We start from the raw sequence: 18,205 nt of genomic DNA, 5'->3' as shown, positions 1-18,205 counted from the left end.
TATATTGTGGGGAATTATATTACGTCAACGAATAAATCACAAGCAGGTGAAGGTCATGAACAATGCCGGTGTATTGCTGCAAAGCATGCTCGATACGCTGCATCCGGCTGAAAAACGGGTAGCCGAGTATATTCTTAAGCATCAACAGCAAATTAGCCAAATTTCCGTGCAAAAGCTCGCCGAGGACACTGAAACGAGCGTAGCGACGGTCGCCCGGCTTGCCCAGCGCGCCGGCTTCAGCGGATACCGCGAATTAAAGTTTGCACTGCTTTCCGCCGCGGCCGCCCTTCCGAAGACAGACGATCAATTTGACGATATTCGTCCCGGCATGGATTCCGCCCAAGTGATCCAGCAGCTTACCTGCTGGGCGAAACAATGCATCGAGGATACAGCGATGGTTCTATCCCCCGAACAGGTGGACCGGGCCGTTACTGCGCTGCTTAACGCATCGAAAACAGCTTTTTTCGGAGTAGGCAGCTCTTCTTTCGTCGCGATGGACGCCTCTTTCAAATGGATTCGTCTGAACCGATGGAGCTTTGTTTACAGTGATCCTCAAGTCATGCTGCTTTCCGGCGTTATGCTTCAGCCGGGGGATGTGCTGGTCGCTATCTCCTATTCCGGCAAAACAAAGGAAACGCTCGAAGTGGCTGCGATGGCCAAGGAGCACGGGGCCACGGTGATCAGCATCACGCAGGTCGGCAACAATCCGCTTCATCAGATGGCGGATATCGGGCTGTGGGTCACGGCGACCGAAGCGGGGATGAAACGGGGCGATATCGGTTCGCGCCTGGCGCAAACCCATGTGATCGATATTTTATACATGTCCATGATCAGCCGTAACTTTACCGACGCCGTTATGCAGCTGGAAGAAACCTACACCATGGTGCGCCAAAAAAGGAAGGACTAAACCAAGAGCAAATGGAGGCGTTGCACATGACGGAGCGCGAACGGTGCGCCGGCTGGCTGGTGCTCAAAGGGACGATCCTTGACGGGAGCGGCAGAGAGCCTTTTAGCGGTTATGTCACCGTCGATCAGGGTAGGATCGCAAGCGTTTTTCCCGAAGAAGAAGCACCTGTAGAAGTTATGTCTCAGCTTGATTCTACAGACGCACAGGTGCTTGATTTCGGCAACGCATACCTGACCCCCGGCTTGATCGACATTCATCTTCACGGGGGCGCTGGTGCGGATGTCATGGACGGCAGCGCCGACAGCCTGATTCGGATGCTCCGCTACTATCTCGCCCATGGCACCACCTCGATTCTCGCCACCACCTTGACGGCCTCGAAGCCTGACATTGATCGCGCGCTCGCCGCCGCTTTTTCCGTGCAGCAAACGGAACGCATAGGCCAAGTGATCCAAGGGGTCCATCTTGAAGGGCCCTTCCTCAGTCCCAAATGGCCGGGCGCCCAGCATCCGCAATGGATCTGCAATCCGCAGACCGGCTGGCTTCGCGAATGGACTGCCCGTTTTCCCGGATTCATTCGTATGCTGACGCTCGCCCCCGAACTGGAAGGAGCCGAAGAAGCCATTGCCTATGCGCTAGAGCAAAATATCATCGCCGCCTGCGGGCATTCCGACGCTACCTACGATCAGGTGCGGACTGCCATTGGCTGGGGAATCTCCCACGCCGTCCACTGCTGCAATGCCATGCGTCCGTTTCATCATCGCGAACCGGGGGTTGTGGGGGCAGTGCTTCTGCACGACGAGCTGAGCACCGAAATCAATGTAGACGGGTATCATCTGCATCCGGCGGCAGTGGAATTGATTTTAAGACTGAAGCAGCACCGCGTTTGCTTAATTACGGATTCCATGCGCGCCGCGGGAATGACGGACGGCTTCTACCATTTGGCCGGACTCGAGGTGCACGTCAAGCAAGGAGCTGCCCGCTTTGCCGACGGCACGATTGCCGGAAGCACCATTCCTTTGGTGCAATCGGTACGAAATCTCGTACAGAAGAACGGCAAATCGCTGCCGGAGGCAGTGAAGCATGCAACCTCGATTCCGGCGGGAATCGTAAAACTGAACAACAAGGGGCTTTTAAAAGCCGGATACGATGCGGATCTTGTTGTGCTGGAGCCGGAGGGTCTGCAAGTGAAGCGTGTCATGCTTGGCGGGGATTGGTATGATCCCGAAACCCATGATTTTGCCTACATTTCAAGGAGGGGCTTGCTTTGAAATCCATTGGTGTCATTCAGTCCATTTACCGTTATCCCGTTAAGTCTTTTCAAGGGGAACGCCTGACCGCGGTCGATATTGAGCGATACGGATTATACGGAGACAGAGGGTACGCTTTTATCGATCATACGCGTTCAACCGATGCTTCCCGGTCCAACAAGAAGCTGAACGCCAAATTTGTTCCGAAGCTGCTCGCTTACTCCAGCAAATACGTCGCGGACAGATCTGACAACGAATTTCCGCCAATCCAGGTAACGGCCCCCGACGGCCGGATATTTCAATGGGATGAGGAGCTTTTTGAAGAAATTCGGGCCGTCGTTTCTCCGCGGGAAATTTCTCCCCGGAAGTATTCGCCTGAGCATGACGACCTGCTGGGGGTGGATGAAGCAAGCATCTTGATTACTACGGATGTTTCTTTGGCCGAGCTGGAAAAAATCATTGGGATGGAAACCGACCTACGCAGGTTCAGGCCCAACTTCGTCATTCGTTACGACGAACCGCAGCCCTTTGAGGAATTTGATTGGATCGGGAAAACCGTCCAAATCGGGGATACAAAACTGGAGATATACAAAAAATGCCATCGCTGCAGTATGGTAAACGTAGATCCGGATCACAACACCGTCAACCCGACCTTTCTCAAGCATATCTCCAAGCATCTGGATGCTTGCTTTGGGGTATATGCCCGAGTCATTCGGACCGGAACCGTTACCGCCAGCGATCCCGTTTATTTGCTCGACTGAATTTTCAATTGAAAAAGAGCGATTCCTTTACGAATTCGCTCTACACGGTAAATTTTATAACGTTCCCGATGCGCGCGGTGCCTATCACAGCGCGCGTCGCGGCGTTTAGGGTTACTCATTCATTGTCAGGTTGTGCAGCATCGTCAGGCGCTTCAAGACTTACGCGTCCCAGCTTGCCCGCTCTCAGCTCGCGCAGAATGGCGAGTGAGGCCTTCTCCAGATCCACCCGTCCCCCGCTCATCAGGGCGCCGCGCTTGCGGCCTACGGCTTCCATCAAAGCCACAATGGCATCGGTGTCTGCCGGGTCTTGCGGAATCTCGTCTACGCCGAAACGTTCTTTGACCGATTGTGCGTAATGCTCCGTCAAGTAACGCATGGCGAACAGAGCAATTTCCTCCACCTGCAAAATCTCTTCCTTGATCGCTCCGGTCGCTGCCAAACGCAGACCAACCGACTGATCTTCGAACTTCGGCCACAAAATCCCTGGAGTATCGAGCAGCTCCATCTCCGTGCCAACCTTAATCCACTGCTGACCTTTGGTTACCCCCGGCTTGTCTCCGGTTGCGGCAATTTTACGTCCGGCCATCCGGTTGATCAAGGTCGACTTTCCGACATTCGGAATTCCAACAATCAGCGCGCGGATCGCTCTCGGATTCATTCCTTTGCGCAGCTGCGCCTGAATTTTTTCTGACAGCAGTTCCTTGCTGCGCTGCATAATTTCTTTCACCGGATTGCCACCTACGGAATCGATCGGGATCGCTTTCAACCCTTGTTCCGCGAAAAACTCAATCCAACGCCGGGTAACCTCCGGGTCCGCCAAATCGTGCTTGTTCAGCAGGACCAAACGCGGTTTATTTTGCAAAATTTCATCGATCATCGGGTTTCGGCTGGATAACGGTACCCGCGCATCCAAAAGCTCGATCGCCATATCAATGAGCTTCAGCTTCTCTTGGATTTGCCGCCTTGCCCGTGTCATGTGACCCGGAAACCATTGGATCGTCATCTGAGTCACCTCAATCTGTTTACCTACTGCCGGTTCGGACTATTGAAATGAACCAGGCTAATTTTATTGAACGGCCAGAATATCAGGTCGGCACGTCCGACAATTTTATCATAATTGACAAAGCCTACAGACGGGTCGCGGCTATCCGAGCTGTTCGAACGGTTGTCGCCCATTACGAATACGCTACCCTCGGGGACTGTCTGCTCCGGGAAATTTCTTGTGTTATAGGGCCTCCCTTCCGAGGCGGCTTTATCCAGCGCCGGCTTCAGATAGGTTTCGTCCACCAATTGGTTGTCCACATACACCTTGTCGCCTTCGACTTTAACCTTTTGGCCCGGCAAGGCGATGACGCGCTTTATGTAATCTTTGTCTTTGGTCGCATGAAACACGACGACTTCCCCGTGCTCCGGCTTCCCGAACTTGTAAATAAACTTATTGACGATGAGCCGCTCTCCCGTATAGAAATTCGGCTCCATGGAAGGCCCTTCCACAATGAACGGGGCGAAAACGAGCCAGCGTATAAAAAACACGAGGGCCGCCGCAATCAGCAGCGCTTTGATCCATTCCCAAGCTTCGTTTTTGACGGGATTCGTTTTTTCTACGGTTTGATCCTGCTCCATTAGCTTTCCTGCCCTTTCGCCAGAGTGGGGTAAAAAACGAAAAGGGACTTGGTGTGCAAGCCCCTTTGTTTTCGTTATCGAATCTCTTGAATTCTTGCTGCTTTACCGCGCAGACCGCGAAGATAGTAGAGCTTCGCGCGACGGACTTTACCACGGCGAGCCACTTCAATCTTATCGATCTTCGGAGTATGAATCGGGAACGTTCTCTCAACGCCGACACCGTAAGAAATTTTTCTTACTGTGAACGTTTCGCTGATTCCGCCGCCGCGGCGCTTAATAACAACGCCCTCGAACAGCTGGACACGCTCGCGCGAACCCTCGATAACCTTAACATACACTTTCAAAGTGTCGCCAGGACGAAAGCTCGGAATGTCGCTGCGCAGTTGTTCCTTCGTAATCTCTTGGATCAAGTTCATGGATGACTCCCTCCTTCCACACAGGTGTTCATGCCGCTGCTATTAGATGTCGGTTCTTCGATGTCACGCGCAGAGGACCACCGTATTCAAGCAAATTGCCACAACGTTTTATATCATAGCATAAACTCAAGGGAAACACAACCAGTTCTTTGCTGTAAGATGAAGGTCCGATCCATTTTCGCAAATCGATCCGTTATTTCCACATTATTCCCGTTAAAACGAAAATGTATTCCATCCGTCAAATTAAAAAACCGTCTTGTCTCATGCTCCTGCGCATGACGCAAAACGGTTTTTCCTGAGGCCCGTCATTCCGGCTTACCGGAGGATTCTCGCCCGGAACGCTCCTGTGCTTCCCATTCGTCAAGCCAGCGGCGCTCTTTAGGCGTGAGCTCGATCCCCGCCAGCAAATCCCGACGTTTCCTCCATGTGCGCTCCAGCGACTGCTTTCTGCGCCACTCCTCGATATTCCCATGGTGGCCGGAGATCAGGACCTCGGGAACCTCCCAGCCACGGAAAATCGCGGGACGGGTATAATGAGGGTATTCCAGCAGGCCGGTGCTGAACGAATCCGTCACCGCCGACGTTTCGTTGCCCAGCACGCCGGGAAGCAAACGTGCGACGCTGTCGATCACGACCATCGCCGGCAGCTCTCCCCCGGTCAGCACATAATCGCCGATGGACAGCTCGTCCGTCACCAAATGCTCGCGGATTCGCTCGTCATAGCCTTCGTAGTGTCCGCAAATGAAGATCAAGTGCCGCTCTGCCGCAAGCTCCTCGGCTTTTTTCTGCGAGAACGACTCGCCTTGAGGACACATCAGGATCACGCGAGGCTTCGATTCGAGTCCGGAGGTTACATCTTCAACCGCAGAGAATAGCGGCTCCGGCTTCAGCACCATTCCGCCGCCGCCCCCGTACGGATAATCGTCCACCGTATTATGCTTGTTGTTCGCGTAATCCCGGAAATTGACCGTATTTAGCTCGACTAATCCTTTTTCCCGTGCCTTCCCCAAAATACTCGAAGTAAAGACCCCGTCGAACATCGCCGGAAAAAGCGTCAGCACATCGATTCTCATAGGTCCAGCAAGCCTTCCATCAGGCGGACCGTAACCTTCTTCTCGTTTACGTCGACGCTGAGCACGACATCGTCGATATAAGGGAGCAGCAGCGGCTTGCCGGCCGGACGCTTGACGGTCCAGACGTCATTCGCCCCAGGGGACAAAATTTCCGAGATCGTACCCAACTCTTCGCCTTCTTCCGTAAAGACCGTACAGCCGATAATTTCGTGGTAGTAGTACTCGTCTTCGGGAAGCTCAGATAAGTATTGCTCTTCGACTTTTAAGAGCCAGCCTTTATATTTTTCCACTTCGTTGATGTTCGTGAAGCCTTGGAATTTGATGATGAACATGTTTTTTTGCTCACGGGCCGCTTCTACCGTAACAGGGAGCTGCGTCCCTTGTTCGGGATGGACAAATACCAGCTTGCTGCCTTTGGCAAAGCGCTCGTCCGGAAAATGCGTTTCCGGGACGATCTTAAGCTCGCCGCGGATGCCATGCGTATTTACAATCTTTCCAACCGTATACAACTTTTCGCTCATAGGACCCTCCCGGGTTTGGAATAGGAGCTTATAGGAAGAGAAAAGAGTTAGGAGCAGCTCCTAACTCTCATGTTTCCCTTATGACACGATTTCAACCGAAACGCGTTTCGGTTCTTTCACTGCAGCGGATGTGACTACGGTACGAAGTGCTTTGGCAATACGTCCTTGCTTGCCGATCACTTTGCCGACATCGTCGGGGTGTACCGACAGCTCAAACGTAATGCTGCGGTCGTCCTCGACCGTATTCACGCGTACTTCTTCAGGATGATCCACCAACGCCTTGGCGATAACGGTAATAAGATCCTTCATCGTACCCTCCGAATCTTACAGATTACTTCTGCAGTTTAGACTCGTGAAATTTTGTCAAAATGCCAGCTTTGCTGAACAGGCTGCGAACCGTATCGGAAGCTTGCGCACCATTTTGGAGCCATTTCAGTGCTTTTTCCTCGTCAATATTCACAACGGCTGGTTGAGCAACCGGATTGTATGTGCCAATCTCTTCAATGAAACGACCGTCACGCGGGGAACGGGAATCCGAAACCACTACGCGGTAGAAAGGAGCTTTGTGAGCGCCCATACGCTTCAGACGAATGCGAGTTGCCATGTATATCACCTCCCCAATAGAGTTAAACATCATTTATCTCAAAACGGGAATTTCATCCCGCGTCCGAGCTTCTTGAGGTTCTTCAGCTGCTTGGCCCCTTTGGGTCCCATCATGCCGGAGAACTGCTTCATCATCTTACGCATATCTTCGAACTGCTTGATAAACCGGTTGACATCCTGCACGGAATTGCCGCTGCCCGCAGCCAGACGCTTGCGCCGGCTCGGACTGAGCAGATCCGGATTTTGCCGTTCTTCCTTGGTCATCGACTTGACGATCGCAGCGACGCGAGACATTTGCTTATCGTCGACCTTGACGTCCTTCATGCCCTTGATCTTCCCTGCGCCCGGCAGCATGTCGAGCAATTGGTCCAGCGGACCCAGCTTTTTGACCTGCTCCATCTGCTCCAGGAAGTCGTCAAACGTGAATTCCGCGGTACGCAGCTTGCGTTCCATTTCCTTCGCCTTGTCGGCGTCGATGCTCGCTTGCGCTTTCTCGATCAGCGTGAGCATATCGCCCATGCCGAGAATCCGCGAAGCCATCCGTTCCGGATGGAACGGTTCGAGCGCATCCAGCTTCTCGCCCATGGCAGCAAATTTGATCGGGCAGCCGGTGACGGCTTTGACCGAAATCGCCGCGCCCCCGCGCGTATCGCCGTCGAGCTTGGTCAGCACGACACCCGTCAGCTCCAGCTGTTTATGGAAGCTTTCGGCCACGTTGACTGCGTCTTGTCCGGTCATCGCGTCGACCACCAGCAAAATCTCGTCAGGGCTGACCGCTTCGACGATTTGCTTCAATTCGTCCATCAAGCTTTCATCGATGTGAAGACGGCCCGCGGTATCAACGATCAAATAATCGTTGTTATGATCCTTCGCATGCTGCAGCGCCTGCTTCGCAATCTCGACAGGGCTTACTTTGTCTCCAAGCGAAAACACCGGGACTTTGAGTTGCTCGCCCAGCACTTGAAGCTGTTTGATCGCAGCCGGACGGTAGATGTCCCCTGCTGCAAGCAACGGCCGATGGTTCTGCTGGAGAAGCAGCTTCGCCAGCTTGCCGGTCGTCGTCGTTTTCCCTGCACCTTGCAGACCGACCATCATAATGACCGTTGGCGGCTTGTTCGCCCGCGCCAGCTTGCTTTGCGTGCCGCCCATCAGGGCCGTTAGCTCTTTATTTACAATATCGACGACAACCATCGCCGGGGTAAAGCTTTGCAGCACTTCTTGTCCGATCGCCTGTTCCTTCACCTTGGCGATGAATTCCTTGACGACCTTAAAGTTGACATCCGCCTCAAGGAGCGCAAGCCGTACTTCCCGCAGCGCTTCGTTTACATCGTCCTCGGTCAGCTTGCCTTTTCCTCTAAGCTTACTGAATACACTTTGCAGCCGGCTAGATAGTCCTTCGAATGCCACAGGTCGTCACCACCTTCCGGAGGGAATATGTTAATCCAATTCGTTAAGCTTTTCCATGACGGCCTGAATCTCCATACGTTGAGGCTCCGGCAGACCACCGCTAAGCGCCTCAAGCTGCCGCAGAAGCCGCTGCCGCTCTTCGTGCTTCTCCAGAAGCCCCAGCTTGCCTTCGTAATCCTCAAGTACCGATTCGGCCCGTTTAATATGCTCGTAAACCGCTTGACGGCTGATGCTGAATTCCGATGCGATCTCGCCAAGCGAATAATCGTCGTGAAAATAATGCTTCAAAAACATTTGCTGCTTTTCCGTCAGCAGCCGTTCGTAGAAATCGAACAGCAGATTAATCCGATTCGTCTTTTGAAGGACATGTTCCTCCGTCATTCGTGCCTCACCCCCGTTAAGGTAAAACACTTTACAGCAAATCAACCTCACTTATCATACTGAAACTGAAGAGGGATGTCAAGCTTTTCTCCTTGTCAGGCAAAAAGCCGGCTTATTGACCGGCTTTTTCCTCTTCCTTTTCCGACTCGGCAATCCATTTGCTGAACAGCGCATGCACGAATTGATCGGAATCGAACGCTTGCAGATCGTCCATCTTCTCGCCGAGGCCGACGAATTTGACCGGCAGCTGCAGCTCCTGACGGATCGCGACGACAATGCCGCCTTTTGCCGTTCCGTCCAGCTTGGTCAGCACGAGGCCGCTCAGACCGGATTTCTCATCGAACAGCTTCGCCTGCTGCAAAGCGTTCTGTCCGGTTGTCGCATCGAGCACCAGCAGCACCTCGTGCGGTGCTTCCGGCACCTCGCGGCGGATGACGCGGTAAATTTTGTTCAGCTCTTCCATCAGGTTGACTTTGTTCTGCAGCCGGCCCGCCGTATCGCAGAGCAGCACGTCCACGCCGCGCGATTTGGCCGCATGCAGCGCGTCGTACATGACCGCAGCCGGGTCTGAGCCCGCCTGCTGCTTGATCACGTCGACGCCTACGCGGCGCCCCCATTCTTCCAACTGCTCGATCGCTCCGGCACGGAACGTGTCTCCGGCGGCAAGCAGCACTTTTTTGCCCTGGGATTTCAGCATATGGGCCATTTTGCCGATCGTCGTCGTTTTGCCGACGCCGTTGACGCCTACGAACAAAATGACCGTGAGGCCGGATTCGGCCATGCGCAGCCCGGTTTGCTCCTGCCCTTTGAGCAGCGCGATCAGCATCTCGGACAAAATCGGCTGCAGCTCGCTCGGATTCTCGATTTTGCGTTTGCGGACTTCGGCCCGCAGATCCTCGATCAGCTTCAGCACCGTGTTCACGCCCACATCGGCGCCGATTAGAATTTCTTCCAGCTCCTCGTAAAAATCCTCGTCGATTTTTTTGCGGCGGGAGAACAGATCCTCAACGCGCTCGACAAACACGTCTCTCGTTTTGGCCAAGCCTTCCTTGAACTTGTTCGTTACCGTTTCGGCTTTGGTCGAAATCGCTTCTTTCAATCGTTTAAAAAAGCTCACGGGGCACCTACCTCAATCTCAATATATCGGCATCAGCCGGCTTCCATAATGGCTTCGTCATCTTCCAGACGGACGGATACGAGCTTCGATACGCCGCCCTCTTCCATCGTCACACCGTACAGCACGTCGGCTTCCTCCATCGTGCCTTTGCGGTGCGTGACGACGATAAATTGCGTCGACATCGAAAATTCGCGCAAATATTCGGCAAAACGCGTCACGTTCGCCTCGTCCAGCGCCGCTTCGACCTCGTCCAGCACGCAGAACGGCACGGGCTTGACGCGGATGATCGAGAACAGCAGCGCAATGGCGGTCAACGCCCGTTCGCCGCCGGAGAGCAGCTGCAAATTTTGCAGCTTTTTGCCCGGAGGCTGCGCTACGATCTCAATGCCCGTGTCAAGCAAATTGTCCGGCTCCGACAAAATCAGGTCGGCCCGACCGCCGCCGAACAGCTTGCCGAAGACGACGACAAAATGCGAACGGATCGCATCGAACGTGGAGCGGAATCGTTTTCCCATTTCCTCGTCCATCTCACGGATTACGAGATAAAGCGCCGTTTTGGCCTCCACCAGATCGTTCTTCTGCTCCGCCAAAAACAAGTATCGCTCATTAACACGCTGGTACTCTTCAATCGCCCCGAGGTTGACTTCCCCGAGAATGGCGATTTCGCGCTTCAGCTCGCGAACTTTATTTTGGGTGCCGGGAACGTCCTCCGGTACGGGATAGCGCTCTTTCGCCAGCTCATAGCTGAGCTCGTAATCTTCGGAGAGCTTTTTGAGCAGGTTTTCCAGCTCCACGTCCAAGCGGTTCACGCGAACCTCCGTCTGATGGAGCTGCTCCTCGATCTGCCGCAGTTGGGTACGCTGCTCCTTGGTTTTGCTTTCCTCGGCTTCGAGCTTGGCCACCCACTGCGCCCGCTCCGCGCGCTTCATATCCAGCTGCTCCGCACATTGCTGTTTCTTCAGCTTCAAATCATTAAGCTGCTCAATCTGCAGCACGGATTCTTGCTCGTGATTCGCCATGTCGGAGTCGAGCTGCCGCTCCTGCTCGCTGTTCGTTTCCAGCTCGTGCTTGATCATCTCCAGCTCATTGCGGGAACGGCGCTCCTGCTCATGCATCGACTGCTTCTCCTGCGATTGCGCCGCGACCTTCACCTTCAGGTCGGTGAGCTGCGTTTGCAGCTCCTCCTTCTCCGACTCGCTCGCCTTGCGGCGAATTTCGGCGTCGCGGATGGCCTGCTGCAGCTCGGCCTCCTGCCGCTGCAGTCGCTCCTGCGCCTCAAGAGCTTCCGTCCGCCGGCGCTCCAAATCGCTGCGCTCGGCCGCCAGCGTTTCGCCGTCCGCGCCGTACAGCGCAAGTTGTTGGGCCACTTGCTTCGCTTCATGCTCCAACGGCTCAAGCGAAGCGCGAATCTGCTGCTCCTCGACCCGCCGGTTCTCGCCTTCCGCCCGAAGCTCGTCCAGCTTGCGCGTCGTTTCGCCGATTTCGCGGCGCAGCTCCTCCGCTTTGGCCCGGAAGCTTTTCAGCTGGGTTTCGGACAGCGAGATGTCCTTATCCATGTCTTCAATTTGCCGTTGACGGCTCAGAAGACTGGTCGTTTTCTTCTGCTGGCTGCCCCCGCTCATCGAGCCGCCGGGGTTCACGACATCGCCCTCCAGCGTGACGACGCGGTACCGGTACTGCACCCGGGCCGCAATCCGGTTGGCAACCTCCAGCGTATTCGCAATGATGACATTACCGAGCAAGCTGCCGGCAATTTGCCGGTACGTATCTTCAAATTGCACCAAATCGACGGCGATGCCGACAAAGCCTTCCATTCCTTGGATTTGGCGCTGTTCGCCTTCCGGTATGGACCGGCTGCGAATAACGTCCAGCGGCAGAAACGTCGCCCGGCCGAGCTGACGGCGCTTCAGAAAAGCGATCGCATCCCTGCCGTTCGCTTCGTTATCCACAACGATGTGCTGAAGCGCACCGCCCAGCGCCGTCTCCATGGCGACTTCCACATGGGCTGGCACCTTGACAAGCTCGGCCACCGCGCCGCGAATGCCGCGCAGATCGCCGCGGTCCTTCGCCTTCAGCACTTCCTTGACGCCGTGCATAAAGCCATCATAGTCGTTCGCCATTTCGCGCATCGTATCACGCCGCGACACCATCGAATCGATTTTCTGCTCCCACTTGCGGACGGCGGCCTGCGCCTCTTCCGAAAGCGTCTGCTTCGATTTGAGTCCTTGGCTGAGCTCCAGATACTGATTCCGCACCTCCGCGATCGCGGCTATGGCTTCTTCGAGCTTCTTCTCCAGAGCCGCTTTGCGCTCCGCGATGCTCTCCTGCTGCTCCTGCCACTTGCGGTGCTCGTCGTCGAGCCGGTCCAGCCGGCGGCCAAGTGCTTCAAGCTGCTGCTCGGCATACCGCGCTTCATTGCGGGCATTGGCGGAATCGTTCAGCACTTCGAGCAGTTCGCCCTTCAGCCGATCTTCCTCCGCGCTGCTAATGCCTCCCGTTACGCCGAGCAGCCGGTCTTCCTCGGCTTTCAGCTTGGCCTGCGTCTCTGCAAGCTCCGCTCCGATCCCGGCGATTTTTTCGCGCAGCTGCGCAATTTCAGCCTCTTTATCAAGCACCCGCTGCTCCTGTTGGACAACGGCAAGCCGGATCTGGTTTTTATTGGAAGCGTAATTTTTTTTCCGCTCCTTCAGCACCTCGCCCTGGCCTTCGCATTTCTCAAAATCCTCGCTCAGCTGAAGCAGGTGCTGCTGCAATCCTTCGATCTCTTCCTCCAGCCGCCGCGTTTCCCAGCGTTCCTTCTCCAGCTCGGCGTCCTGCTTGCTGATCACGCCGGACAATTCGCGCTGCGATTCGCGAAGCTTCTCAAGCTGAGCGTTCGTATCCGTCCAGCTTGCATAAATCTGCTCGATCTGATGAACATACATCGCGATTTCGCTCGATTTGAGCTCTTCCTTCAGCTCTTTGAAACGCACCGCCTTCTCCGACTGCACACGCAGCGGCTCCAACTGGTCTTCCAGCTCCGACACCAGATCGTGGATACGCAGCAAATTTTGCTCCGTTTCCTGCAATTTCTTTTCCGTTTCGCGCTTGCGCGATTTATATTTGACGATCCCCGAAGCTTCTTCAAAAATACCTCGGCGGTCTTCCGATTTCGTGCTCAAAATTTCTTCGATGCGCCCCTGCCCGATAATCGAGTAAGCTTCCTTCCCGATTCCCGTGTCCATAAAGAGCTCGGTAATATCCTTGAGCCGGCAGGGCTGCTTGTTGATCATATATTCGCTTTCCCCGCTGCGGTGCACGCGCCGGGTGACCGTCACTTCGCTGTAATCCAGCGGCAGCGACTGGCTCGCATTATCGAGCGTCAGCGATACTTCGCCGTAATTGACGGCTTTGCGGGCATCGCTTCCGGCGAAAATAATATCTTCCATCTTGCCTCCGCGCAGCGACTTGGCGCTCTGTTCGCCAAGCACCCAGCGGATGCCGTCGGAGATGTTGCTTTTTCCGCTGCCGTTCGGCCCGACCACTGCCGTAATTCCTTGTACGAATTCCAGCTCGGTCCGATCCGCAAACGATTTGAAGCCCGAGAGCTCGATACGTTTCAAAAACAACTTGGCTCACCTCTTACGGCTATTGTACCATATTCCGGACCTATAGTAGATACCGACCGCTTCAGCAGTCGATCTATACGCAGGCTGCGATTGACTTGCTGTCGTCTGAACCTAAACGAGAACGTTTTTTTGACTAACGGTCCCGTCCGCCTGCAAAAAAAAGAGTGACGGCCCGCTATACGGCCGTCACCTTCTGCGAACTTGCTTTATGACTGATCCACCTTGACCTCCAGCTTCGAAAGCGCTTCTGCGGCCGCGTGCTGCTCCGCTTCCTTCTTGGAGCGGCCAAGTCCCCGACCAAGCATTTCCTCATGAAGATATACTTCCGCCGCGAACTCCCGCTCGTGTGCAGGTCCGCGTTCGTCTACGATTTTGTATTCCAAGGGGCCCATATTATGCTGCTGGGTATGCTCTTGCAGAATCGTTTTGTAATCCGCCGTTAACAGACGCCCTTGCTGAGGCAGGCCCGGAAACATATGGCGGCTTAGAAAAGCGCGCACCGGCTCCAAACCTTGGTCCAAGTAAAGCGCACCGATGAACGATTCGAACACATCTGCGAGCAGTGCCGGACGGGTTCGACCGCCGGTCAGCTCTTCTCCTTTGCCGAGCAGCACATAAGATCCGAAGTCGAGCTGCTCGGCGAAGCCGACGAGCGAGGGCTCACAGACGATGGAGGCCCGCAATTTGGTCAATTCGCCTTCCGTGCGGTCCGGATACTTGTCGAACAAATATTCCGACACGGTTAGCTCCAGGACAGCGTCGCCGAGAAACTCCAGCCGCTCGTTATCCTTGCATTGACCGATTCGATGCTCATTCACGTAGGAAGAATGGGTAAATGCCTGCCGTAGAAGGTCGGGACGCCGGAACGAAATCCCCAGGTCCGCTTGCAGCTGTTTTAAGTTGCGATGCATATCTAATCACCTTCGTGTAAGCAATTTGTTTCGTGGAGATTGAATTGTGCAGCCAACCCCACGAAACAATGTTATAGTTTGGCCAGCCCCGTGAAGTCTATGCCCTTAAGCCTCGTACTTTTGCAGAATGACCGTTGCGTTGTGGCCGCCGAAGCCGAACGAGTTCGACATGACGATACGCAGATCGAACGAGCGCGGCGTATTCGGCACGTAATCCAGATCGCATTCCGGATCCTGATTATCGAGATTGATCGTCGGCGGGATCATGCCATGCTTCAAAGCCAGTGCGCAGATGAGCGCTTCCACGCCCCCCGCTGCGCCAAGTAAGTGACCGGTCATCGACTTGGTCGAGCTGACAGCCAGCTTGTAAGCGTGCTCGCCGAATGCCTGCTTAATCGCAGTCGTCTCCGATTTGTCCCCGATCGGCGTCGAAGTGCCGTGCGCGTTGATATAATCGATCGCTTCAAACGGAATGCCGGCGTCTTTCACGGCTTTGACCATGCAGCGTGCAGCGCCGTCCGGGTCCGGATCGGTCATATGATGCGCGTCTCCGCTCATGCCATAGCCGATCACTTCGCCGTAAATGCGGGCTCCGCGCTTCTGCGCATGCTCCAGCGATTCCAGAATGAGAATGCCGGCGCCTTCGCCCATGACAAACCCGTCGCGATCCGTATCGAACGGACGGCTCGCTTTTTCCGGCTCGTCGTTGCGGGTCGACATGGCGCGCAGCGCGCAAAAGCCGGCAACGCCCGTCGGACTGATCGTCGCTTCCGCACCGCCGCAGATCATGACGTCCGCATCGCCGTGCAGGATCGTCTTGAAGGCGTCTCCAATGGAGTGCGTACCTGTCGCACAGGCGGTAACGGCCGTGCTGTTCGGTCCTTTGGCACCCGTTATCATCGAGATTTGCCCTGATGCCATATTGGCGATCATCATTGGAATAAAGAACGGGCTGACCCGCTTCGGTCCCTTTTCAAGCAAAATTTTATGCTGCTCTTCCCAAGTCGACAAGCCGCCGATCCCCGAGCCGACATAAACGCCGACCCGTTCCGGATCGGTATCTTCTTTCACATTCAGTCCTGCATCCTTCAAGGCCGTTATAGTGGCGGCTACGGCAAATTGCACGAAGCGGTCCATGCGGCGGGCTTCTTTCTTGTCAAAATAATCTTCCGGGTTGAAATCTTTAATTTCGGCGGCGATCCGTGTCGGATATTCGCTGACGTCAAATGATTCAATCGCGCTGACGCCGGACTTTCCGGACAACAGATTTCCCCAAAAGGTTTCAAGATCGCGTCCTAGCGCAGACATCACGCCGAGACCTGTAATAACGACTCTTTGTTTCATGTTGTAATTCACCTCTATCGTAAATAACCTTCGTTATGTACTTCATTCGTAAGGGGTCGAGCTCACTGGTGTGCGCAGTTGGGCACGGAATGGAGATAAGTCCCGTTTATCCAAGAAAAACGGGACTTATGCGTTTTACGTATGAGATTTTATGTACTCAACTACTTGACCTACAGTAGTGATTTTCTCTGCGTCTTCATCAGAGATTTCCATATCAAACTCATCTTCCAATTCCATAACCAATTCCACGACATCGAGAGAATCGGCACCTAAATCATCTTTAAAAGAAGCCTCAAGGGTCACTTCCGCTTCGTCAACGCCGAGACGGTCCACGACGATGCGTTTTACGCGATCCAAAACGTCGGACATCCGGTTCACCTCCTCTTTGGTATTATACTTAACTTATGGACAAAATGCCATAGTAAAGCCTCGTTTAGTGCGAAAAAAAACTATTTTCGCCAAAAAATTCAATTTTTGCGGCAACTCTGGCAATGCGATACACGCGCCCGCACCTCCGCCCATTGTTGCCGCAAGCCGCGCTACATATACATGCCGCCGTCGACATGAAGCGTCTGCCCCGTCATATAGGACGAATCGTCGGACGCCAAGAATATCACCGCTTTGGCAATGTCTTCCGGTTGGCCCAGGCGAGCCAGCGGAACTTGCGACGAAAGCTGCGAGCGCAGATCTTCTGCCAGCTTGTCCGTCATATCGGTCTCGATAAAACCGGGAGCCACACAGTTGACGTTAATGCCTCTCGAAGCAAGCTCTTTTGCTGCCGATTTGGTCATACCGATGACGCCGGCTTTGGCGGCTACATAGTTCATTTGACCGGCATTCCCCATCGCTCCAACGACGGACGAGATGTTGATGATCCGTCCCGAACGCTGCTTCATCATCGGGCGCGTAGCCGCTTTTACGCAGTTGAATACGCCTTTCAGATTCGTCTCGATCACTTGATCGAATTCCTCTTCCTTCATGCGCATAATCAGGTTATCCCGCGTAATTCCCGCGTTGTTGACCAAAATATCGATCCGGCCGAACGCTTCCAGGACGAGCTTGAACATCTCTTCGACTTCCTGCACGGAACCGACGTTCGCCTTCACCTTAAACGACTTGCGTCCCAGCGCTTCGATGGCCTGCACAACTTCCGCCGCCGCCGCTTCGCTGCCCGCGTAGTTGACGACCACATCGGCCCCTGCTTCCGCGAGACCGATGGCGATGGCCCGGCCGATGCCGCGAGATGCGCCGGTAACCAGTGCTACCTTACCCGTTAGCATGCGTCAATCCCTCCCATGAATAATCGTTTATTCCGTCGTTTCCAGCTGAAATTTCTCGATGGCTTCCAGACTGTTGATGGAATACACTTTCGCGCTGCGGTCGATTTTCTTGATCAGACCTGCCAGAACGGTGCCGCTGCCGATTTCGACAAACGTGTCCACACCCTGTCCGAGCAGCCATGCAACACTGTCTTCCCACAGCACGGAGGAATGTACTTGATCGATCAACAGCTGCTTAATTTCCGCAGGCTCCTGCACAGGCAGCGCCGTCACGTTGGCAACGACCGGAACGGCCGCCGCTTTCATTTCAACGGACTCCAGCACGCCGCCGAGACGCTCGGAAGCGGGCTTCATCAACGAGGAATGAAACGGCCCGCTAACCTCAAGCGGAATCACGCGTTTCGCGCCGGCCTCTTTGCCGCGCTCAGCGAGGGCCTGCACCCCTTCTTTACTGCCGGAAACAACGATCTGTCCCGGGCAGTTCAGATTGGCAAGCTCGACGACGGTTCCTTGCCCGCTAACGTCCGAGCACAGCTGGCGCAGCGCTTCGCGCTCGGCGCCTAGCACGGCTGCCATAGCGCCTTGTCCGCTCGGGACCGCCTGCTCCATGAACTCGCCGCGTGCACGTACCGTACGGATCGCGTCTTCAAAGCTCAGCACGCCTGCCGCCACAAGCGCACTGTACTCGCCGAGGCTGTGCCCGGCGGCATAATCCGGCTGAATGCCATGGCGCGCGCGAAACAGCTGAAGGTAGGCTATGCTGGTTGTCAGCAGCGCAGGTTGCGTATTAACGGTAAGCTTCAATTCGTCCTCCGGACCGTCGAAAACGATGCGGCTGAGAGGGAAGCCGAGCGCCTTGTCGGCCGATTCGAAAATGCCCCGTGCGGCGGCATCCGCCTCATAAACGTCTTTCCCCATCCCTACCGCCTGAGCCCCTTGGCCCGGGAATACGAATGCGATTTTCCCCATATCCGATTCTCCTTTATTACCGACAGCAAGCCATTCG

General features: G+C 54.8%; 19 protein-coding genes. 3 read left to right on the top strand and 16 right to left on the bottom strand.

Features of this window, described 5'->3' with window-relative positions; genetic code table 11:
* Nucleotides 1–55 precede the first annotated feature (55 nt).
* The 3 genes from QMG93_RS15320 to QMG93_RS15310 are packed head-to-tail and all read left to right on the top strand — an operon-like array spanning nucleotide 56 to nucleotide 2,915.
* Nucleotides 56–907 (top strand): MurR/RpiR family transcriptional regulator, encoded by an 852-nt coding sequence (locus QMG93_RS15320; protein WP_281937861.1) that lies wholly within the window; start codon nucleotides 56–58, stop codon nucleotides 905–907.
* Nucleotides 908–933: 26 nt separating this feature from the next.
* Entirely contained in the window at nucleotides 934–2,175 is a 1,242-nt protein-coding gene (gene nagA / locus QMG93_RS15315) for an N-acetylglucosamine-6-phosphate deacetylase (protein ID WP_281937859.1), read from the top strand.
* Nucleotides 2,172–2,915: an MOSC domain-containing protein gene (locus tag QMG93_RS15310; protein WP_281937856.1), complete on the top strand. Its 744-nt coding sequence runs from the start codon at nucleotides 2,172–2,174 to the stop codon at nucleotides 2,913–2,915. Before nagA ends, QMG93_RS15310 begins: the two co-directional genes overlap by 4 nt.
* A gap of 115 nt (nucleotides 2,916–3,030) precedes the next feature.
* Here the strand turns inward: QMG93_RS15310 and ylqF are convergent, their stop codons facing one another.
* The 16 genes from ylqF to fabD form a co-directional block, all read right to left on the bottom strand.
* Nucleotides 3,031–3,918: a ribosome biogenesis GTPase YlqF gene (gene ylqF / locus QMG93_RS15305; protein ID WP_281937854.1), complete on the bottom strand. Its 888-nt coding sequence runs from the start codon at nucleotides 3,916–3,918 to the stop codon at nucleotides 3,031–3,033.
* Nucleotides 3,919–3,941: 23 nt separating this feature from the next.
* Complete coding sequence (gene lepB / locus QMG93_RS15300; protein ID WP_010501086.1) at nucleotides 3,942–4,538, bottom strand: signal peptidase I; 597 nt, start codon at nucleotides 4,536–4,538, stop codon at nucleotides 3,942–3,944.
* Between the two features lie 74 nt (nucleotides 4,539–4,612).
* Nucleotides 4,613–4,954: a 50S ribosomal protein L19 gene (gene rplS, locus QMG93_RS15295; RefSeq protein ID WP_010501088.1), complete on the bottom strand. Its 342-nt coding sequence runs from the start codon at nucleotides 4,952–4,954 to the stop codon at nucleotides 4,613–4,615.
* 305 nt (nucleotides 4,955–5,259) lie between these two features.
* Nucleotides 5,260–6,027, bottom strand: a complete 768-nt coding sequence (gene trmD / locus QMG93_RS15290; protein WP_281937850.1) for a tRNA (guanosine(37)-N1)-methyltransferase TrmD — start codon at nucleotides 6,025–6,027, stop codon at nucleotides 5,260–5,262.
* Nucleotides 6,024–6,548, bottom strand: coding sequence for a ribosome maturation factor RimM (rimM, locus tag QMG93_RS15285; RefSeq protein WP_281937847.1), 525 nt, complete (start codon nucleotides 6,546–6,548; stop codon nucleotides 6,024–6,026). The genes trmD and rimM overlap by 4 nt, the downstream gene beginning before the upstream one ends.
* A gap of 78 nt (nucleotides 6,549–6,626) precedes the next feature.
* Nucleotides 6,627–6,857, bottom strand: a complete 231-nt coding sequence (locus QMG93_RS15280) for a KH domain-containing protein (RefSeq protein ID WP_010501094.1) — start codon at nucleotides 6,855–6,857, stop codon at nucleotides 6,627–6,629.
* 22 nt (nucleotides 6,858–6,879) lie between these two features.
* Nucleotides 6,880–7,152: a 30S ribosomal protein S16 gene (gene rpsP, locus QMG93_RS15275; protein ID WP_010501096.1), complete on the bottom strand. Its 273-nt coding sequence runs from the start codon at nucleotides 7,150–7,152 to the stop codon at nucleotides 6,880–6,882.
* Between the two features lie 38 nt (nucleotides 7,153–7,190).
* Complete coding sequence (gene ffh / locus QMG93_RS15270; RefSeq protein WP_063187537.1) at nucleotides 7,191–8,558, bottom strand: signal recognition particle protein; 1,368 nt, start codon at nucleotides 8,556–8,558, stop codon at nucleotides 7,191–7,193.
* Nucleotides 8,559–8,588: 30 nt separating this feature from the next.
* A complete protein-coding gene (locus QMG93_RS15265; RefSeq protein ID WP_281937843.1) occupies nucleotides 8,589–8,939 on the bottom strand; it encodes a putative DNA-binding protein in 351 nt (116 codons plus the stop codon).
* A gap of 112 nt (nucleotides 8,940–9,051) precedes the next feature.
* Complete coding sequence (gene ftsY, locus QMG93_RS15260; RefSeq protein ID WP_216796199.1) at nucleotides 9,052–10,056, bottom strand: signal recognition particle-docking protein FtsY; 1,005 nt, start codon at nucleotides 10,054–10,056, stop codon at nucleotides 9,052–9,054.
* A 32-nt stretch (nucleotides 10,057–10,088) separates the two neighbouring features.
* Nucleotides 10,089–13,664: a chromosome segregation protein SMC gene (smc, locus tag QMG93_RS15255; RefSeq protein WP_281937841.1), complete on the bottom strand. Its 3,576-nt coding sequence runs from the start codon at nucleotides 13,662–13,664 to the stop codon at nucleotides 10,089–10,091.
* 206 nt (nucleotides 13,665–13,870) lie between these two features.
* Nucleotides 13,871–14,575 carry a ribonuclease III gene (gene rnc / locus QMG93_RS15250; protein ID WP_281937839.1) on the bottom strand — a complete coding sequence of 235 codons (705 nt, stop codon included), beginning with the start codon at nucleotides 14,573–14,575 and terminating at the stop codon, nucleotides 13,871–13,873.
* Nucleotides 14,576–14,680: 105 nt separating this feature from the next.
* Nucleotides 14,681–15,919 carry a beta-ketoacyl-ACP synthase II gene (fabF, locus tag QMG93_RS15245; protein WP_281937837.1) on the bottom strand — a complete coding sequence of 413 codons (1,239 nt, stop codon included), beginning with the start codon at nucleotides 15,917–15,919 and terminating at the stop codon, nucleotides 14,681–14,683.
* Between the two features lie 135 nt (nucleotides 15,920–16,054).
* Nucleotides 16,055–16,288: an acyl carrier protein gene (acpP, locus tag QMG93_RS15240; protein ID WP_010501107.1), complete on the bottom strand. Its 234-nt coding sequence runs from the start codon at nucleotides 16,286–16,288 to the stop codon at nucleotides 16,055–16,057.
* A 170-nt stretch (nucleotides 16,289–16,458) separates the two neighbouring features.
* Nucleotides 16,459–17,199 (bottom strand): 3-oxoacyl-[acyl-carrier-protein] reductase, encoded by a 741-nt coding sequence (fabG, locus tag QMG93_RS15235; protein ID WP_281937834.1) that lies wholly within the window; start codon nucleotides 17,197–17,199, stop codon nucleotides 16,459–16,461.
* A 27-nt stretch (nucleotides 17,200–17,226) separates the two neighbouring features.
* Entirely contained in the window at nucleotides 17,227–18,168 is a 942-nt protein-coding gene (gene fabD, locus QMG93_RS15230; protein ID WP_281937833.1) for an ACP S-malonyltransferase, read from the bottom strand.
* Nucleotides 18,169–18,205: the final 37 nt, after the last annotated feature.

The organism is Paenibacillus tyrphae (assembly GCF_027925525.1).
Classification (GTDB): Bacteria; Bacillota; Bacilli; order Paenibacillales; family NBRC-103111; genus Paenibacillus_G; species Paenibacillus_G tyrfis_B.
The sequence above is the reverse complement of the archived record's forward strand: the minus strand, read 5'-3'. Positions and strand labels throughout refer to the sequence as shown.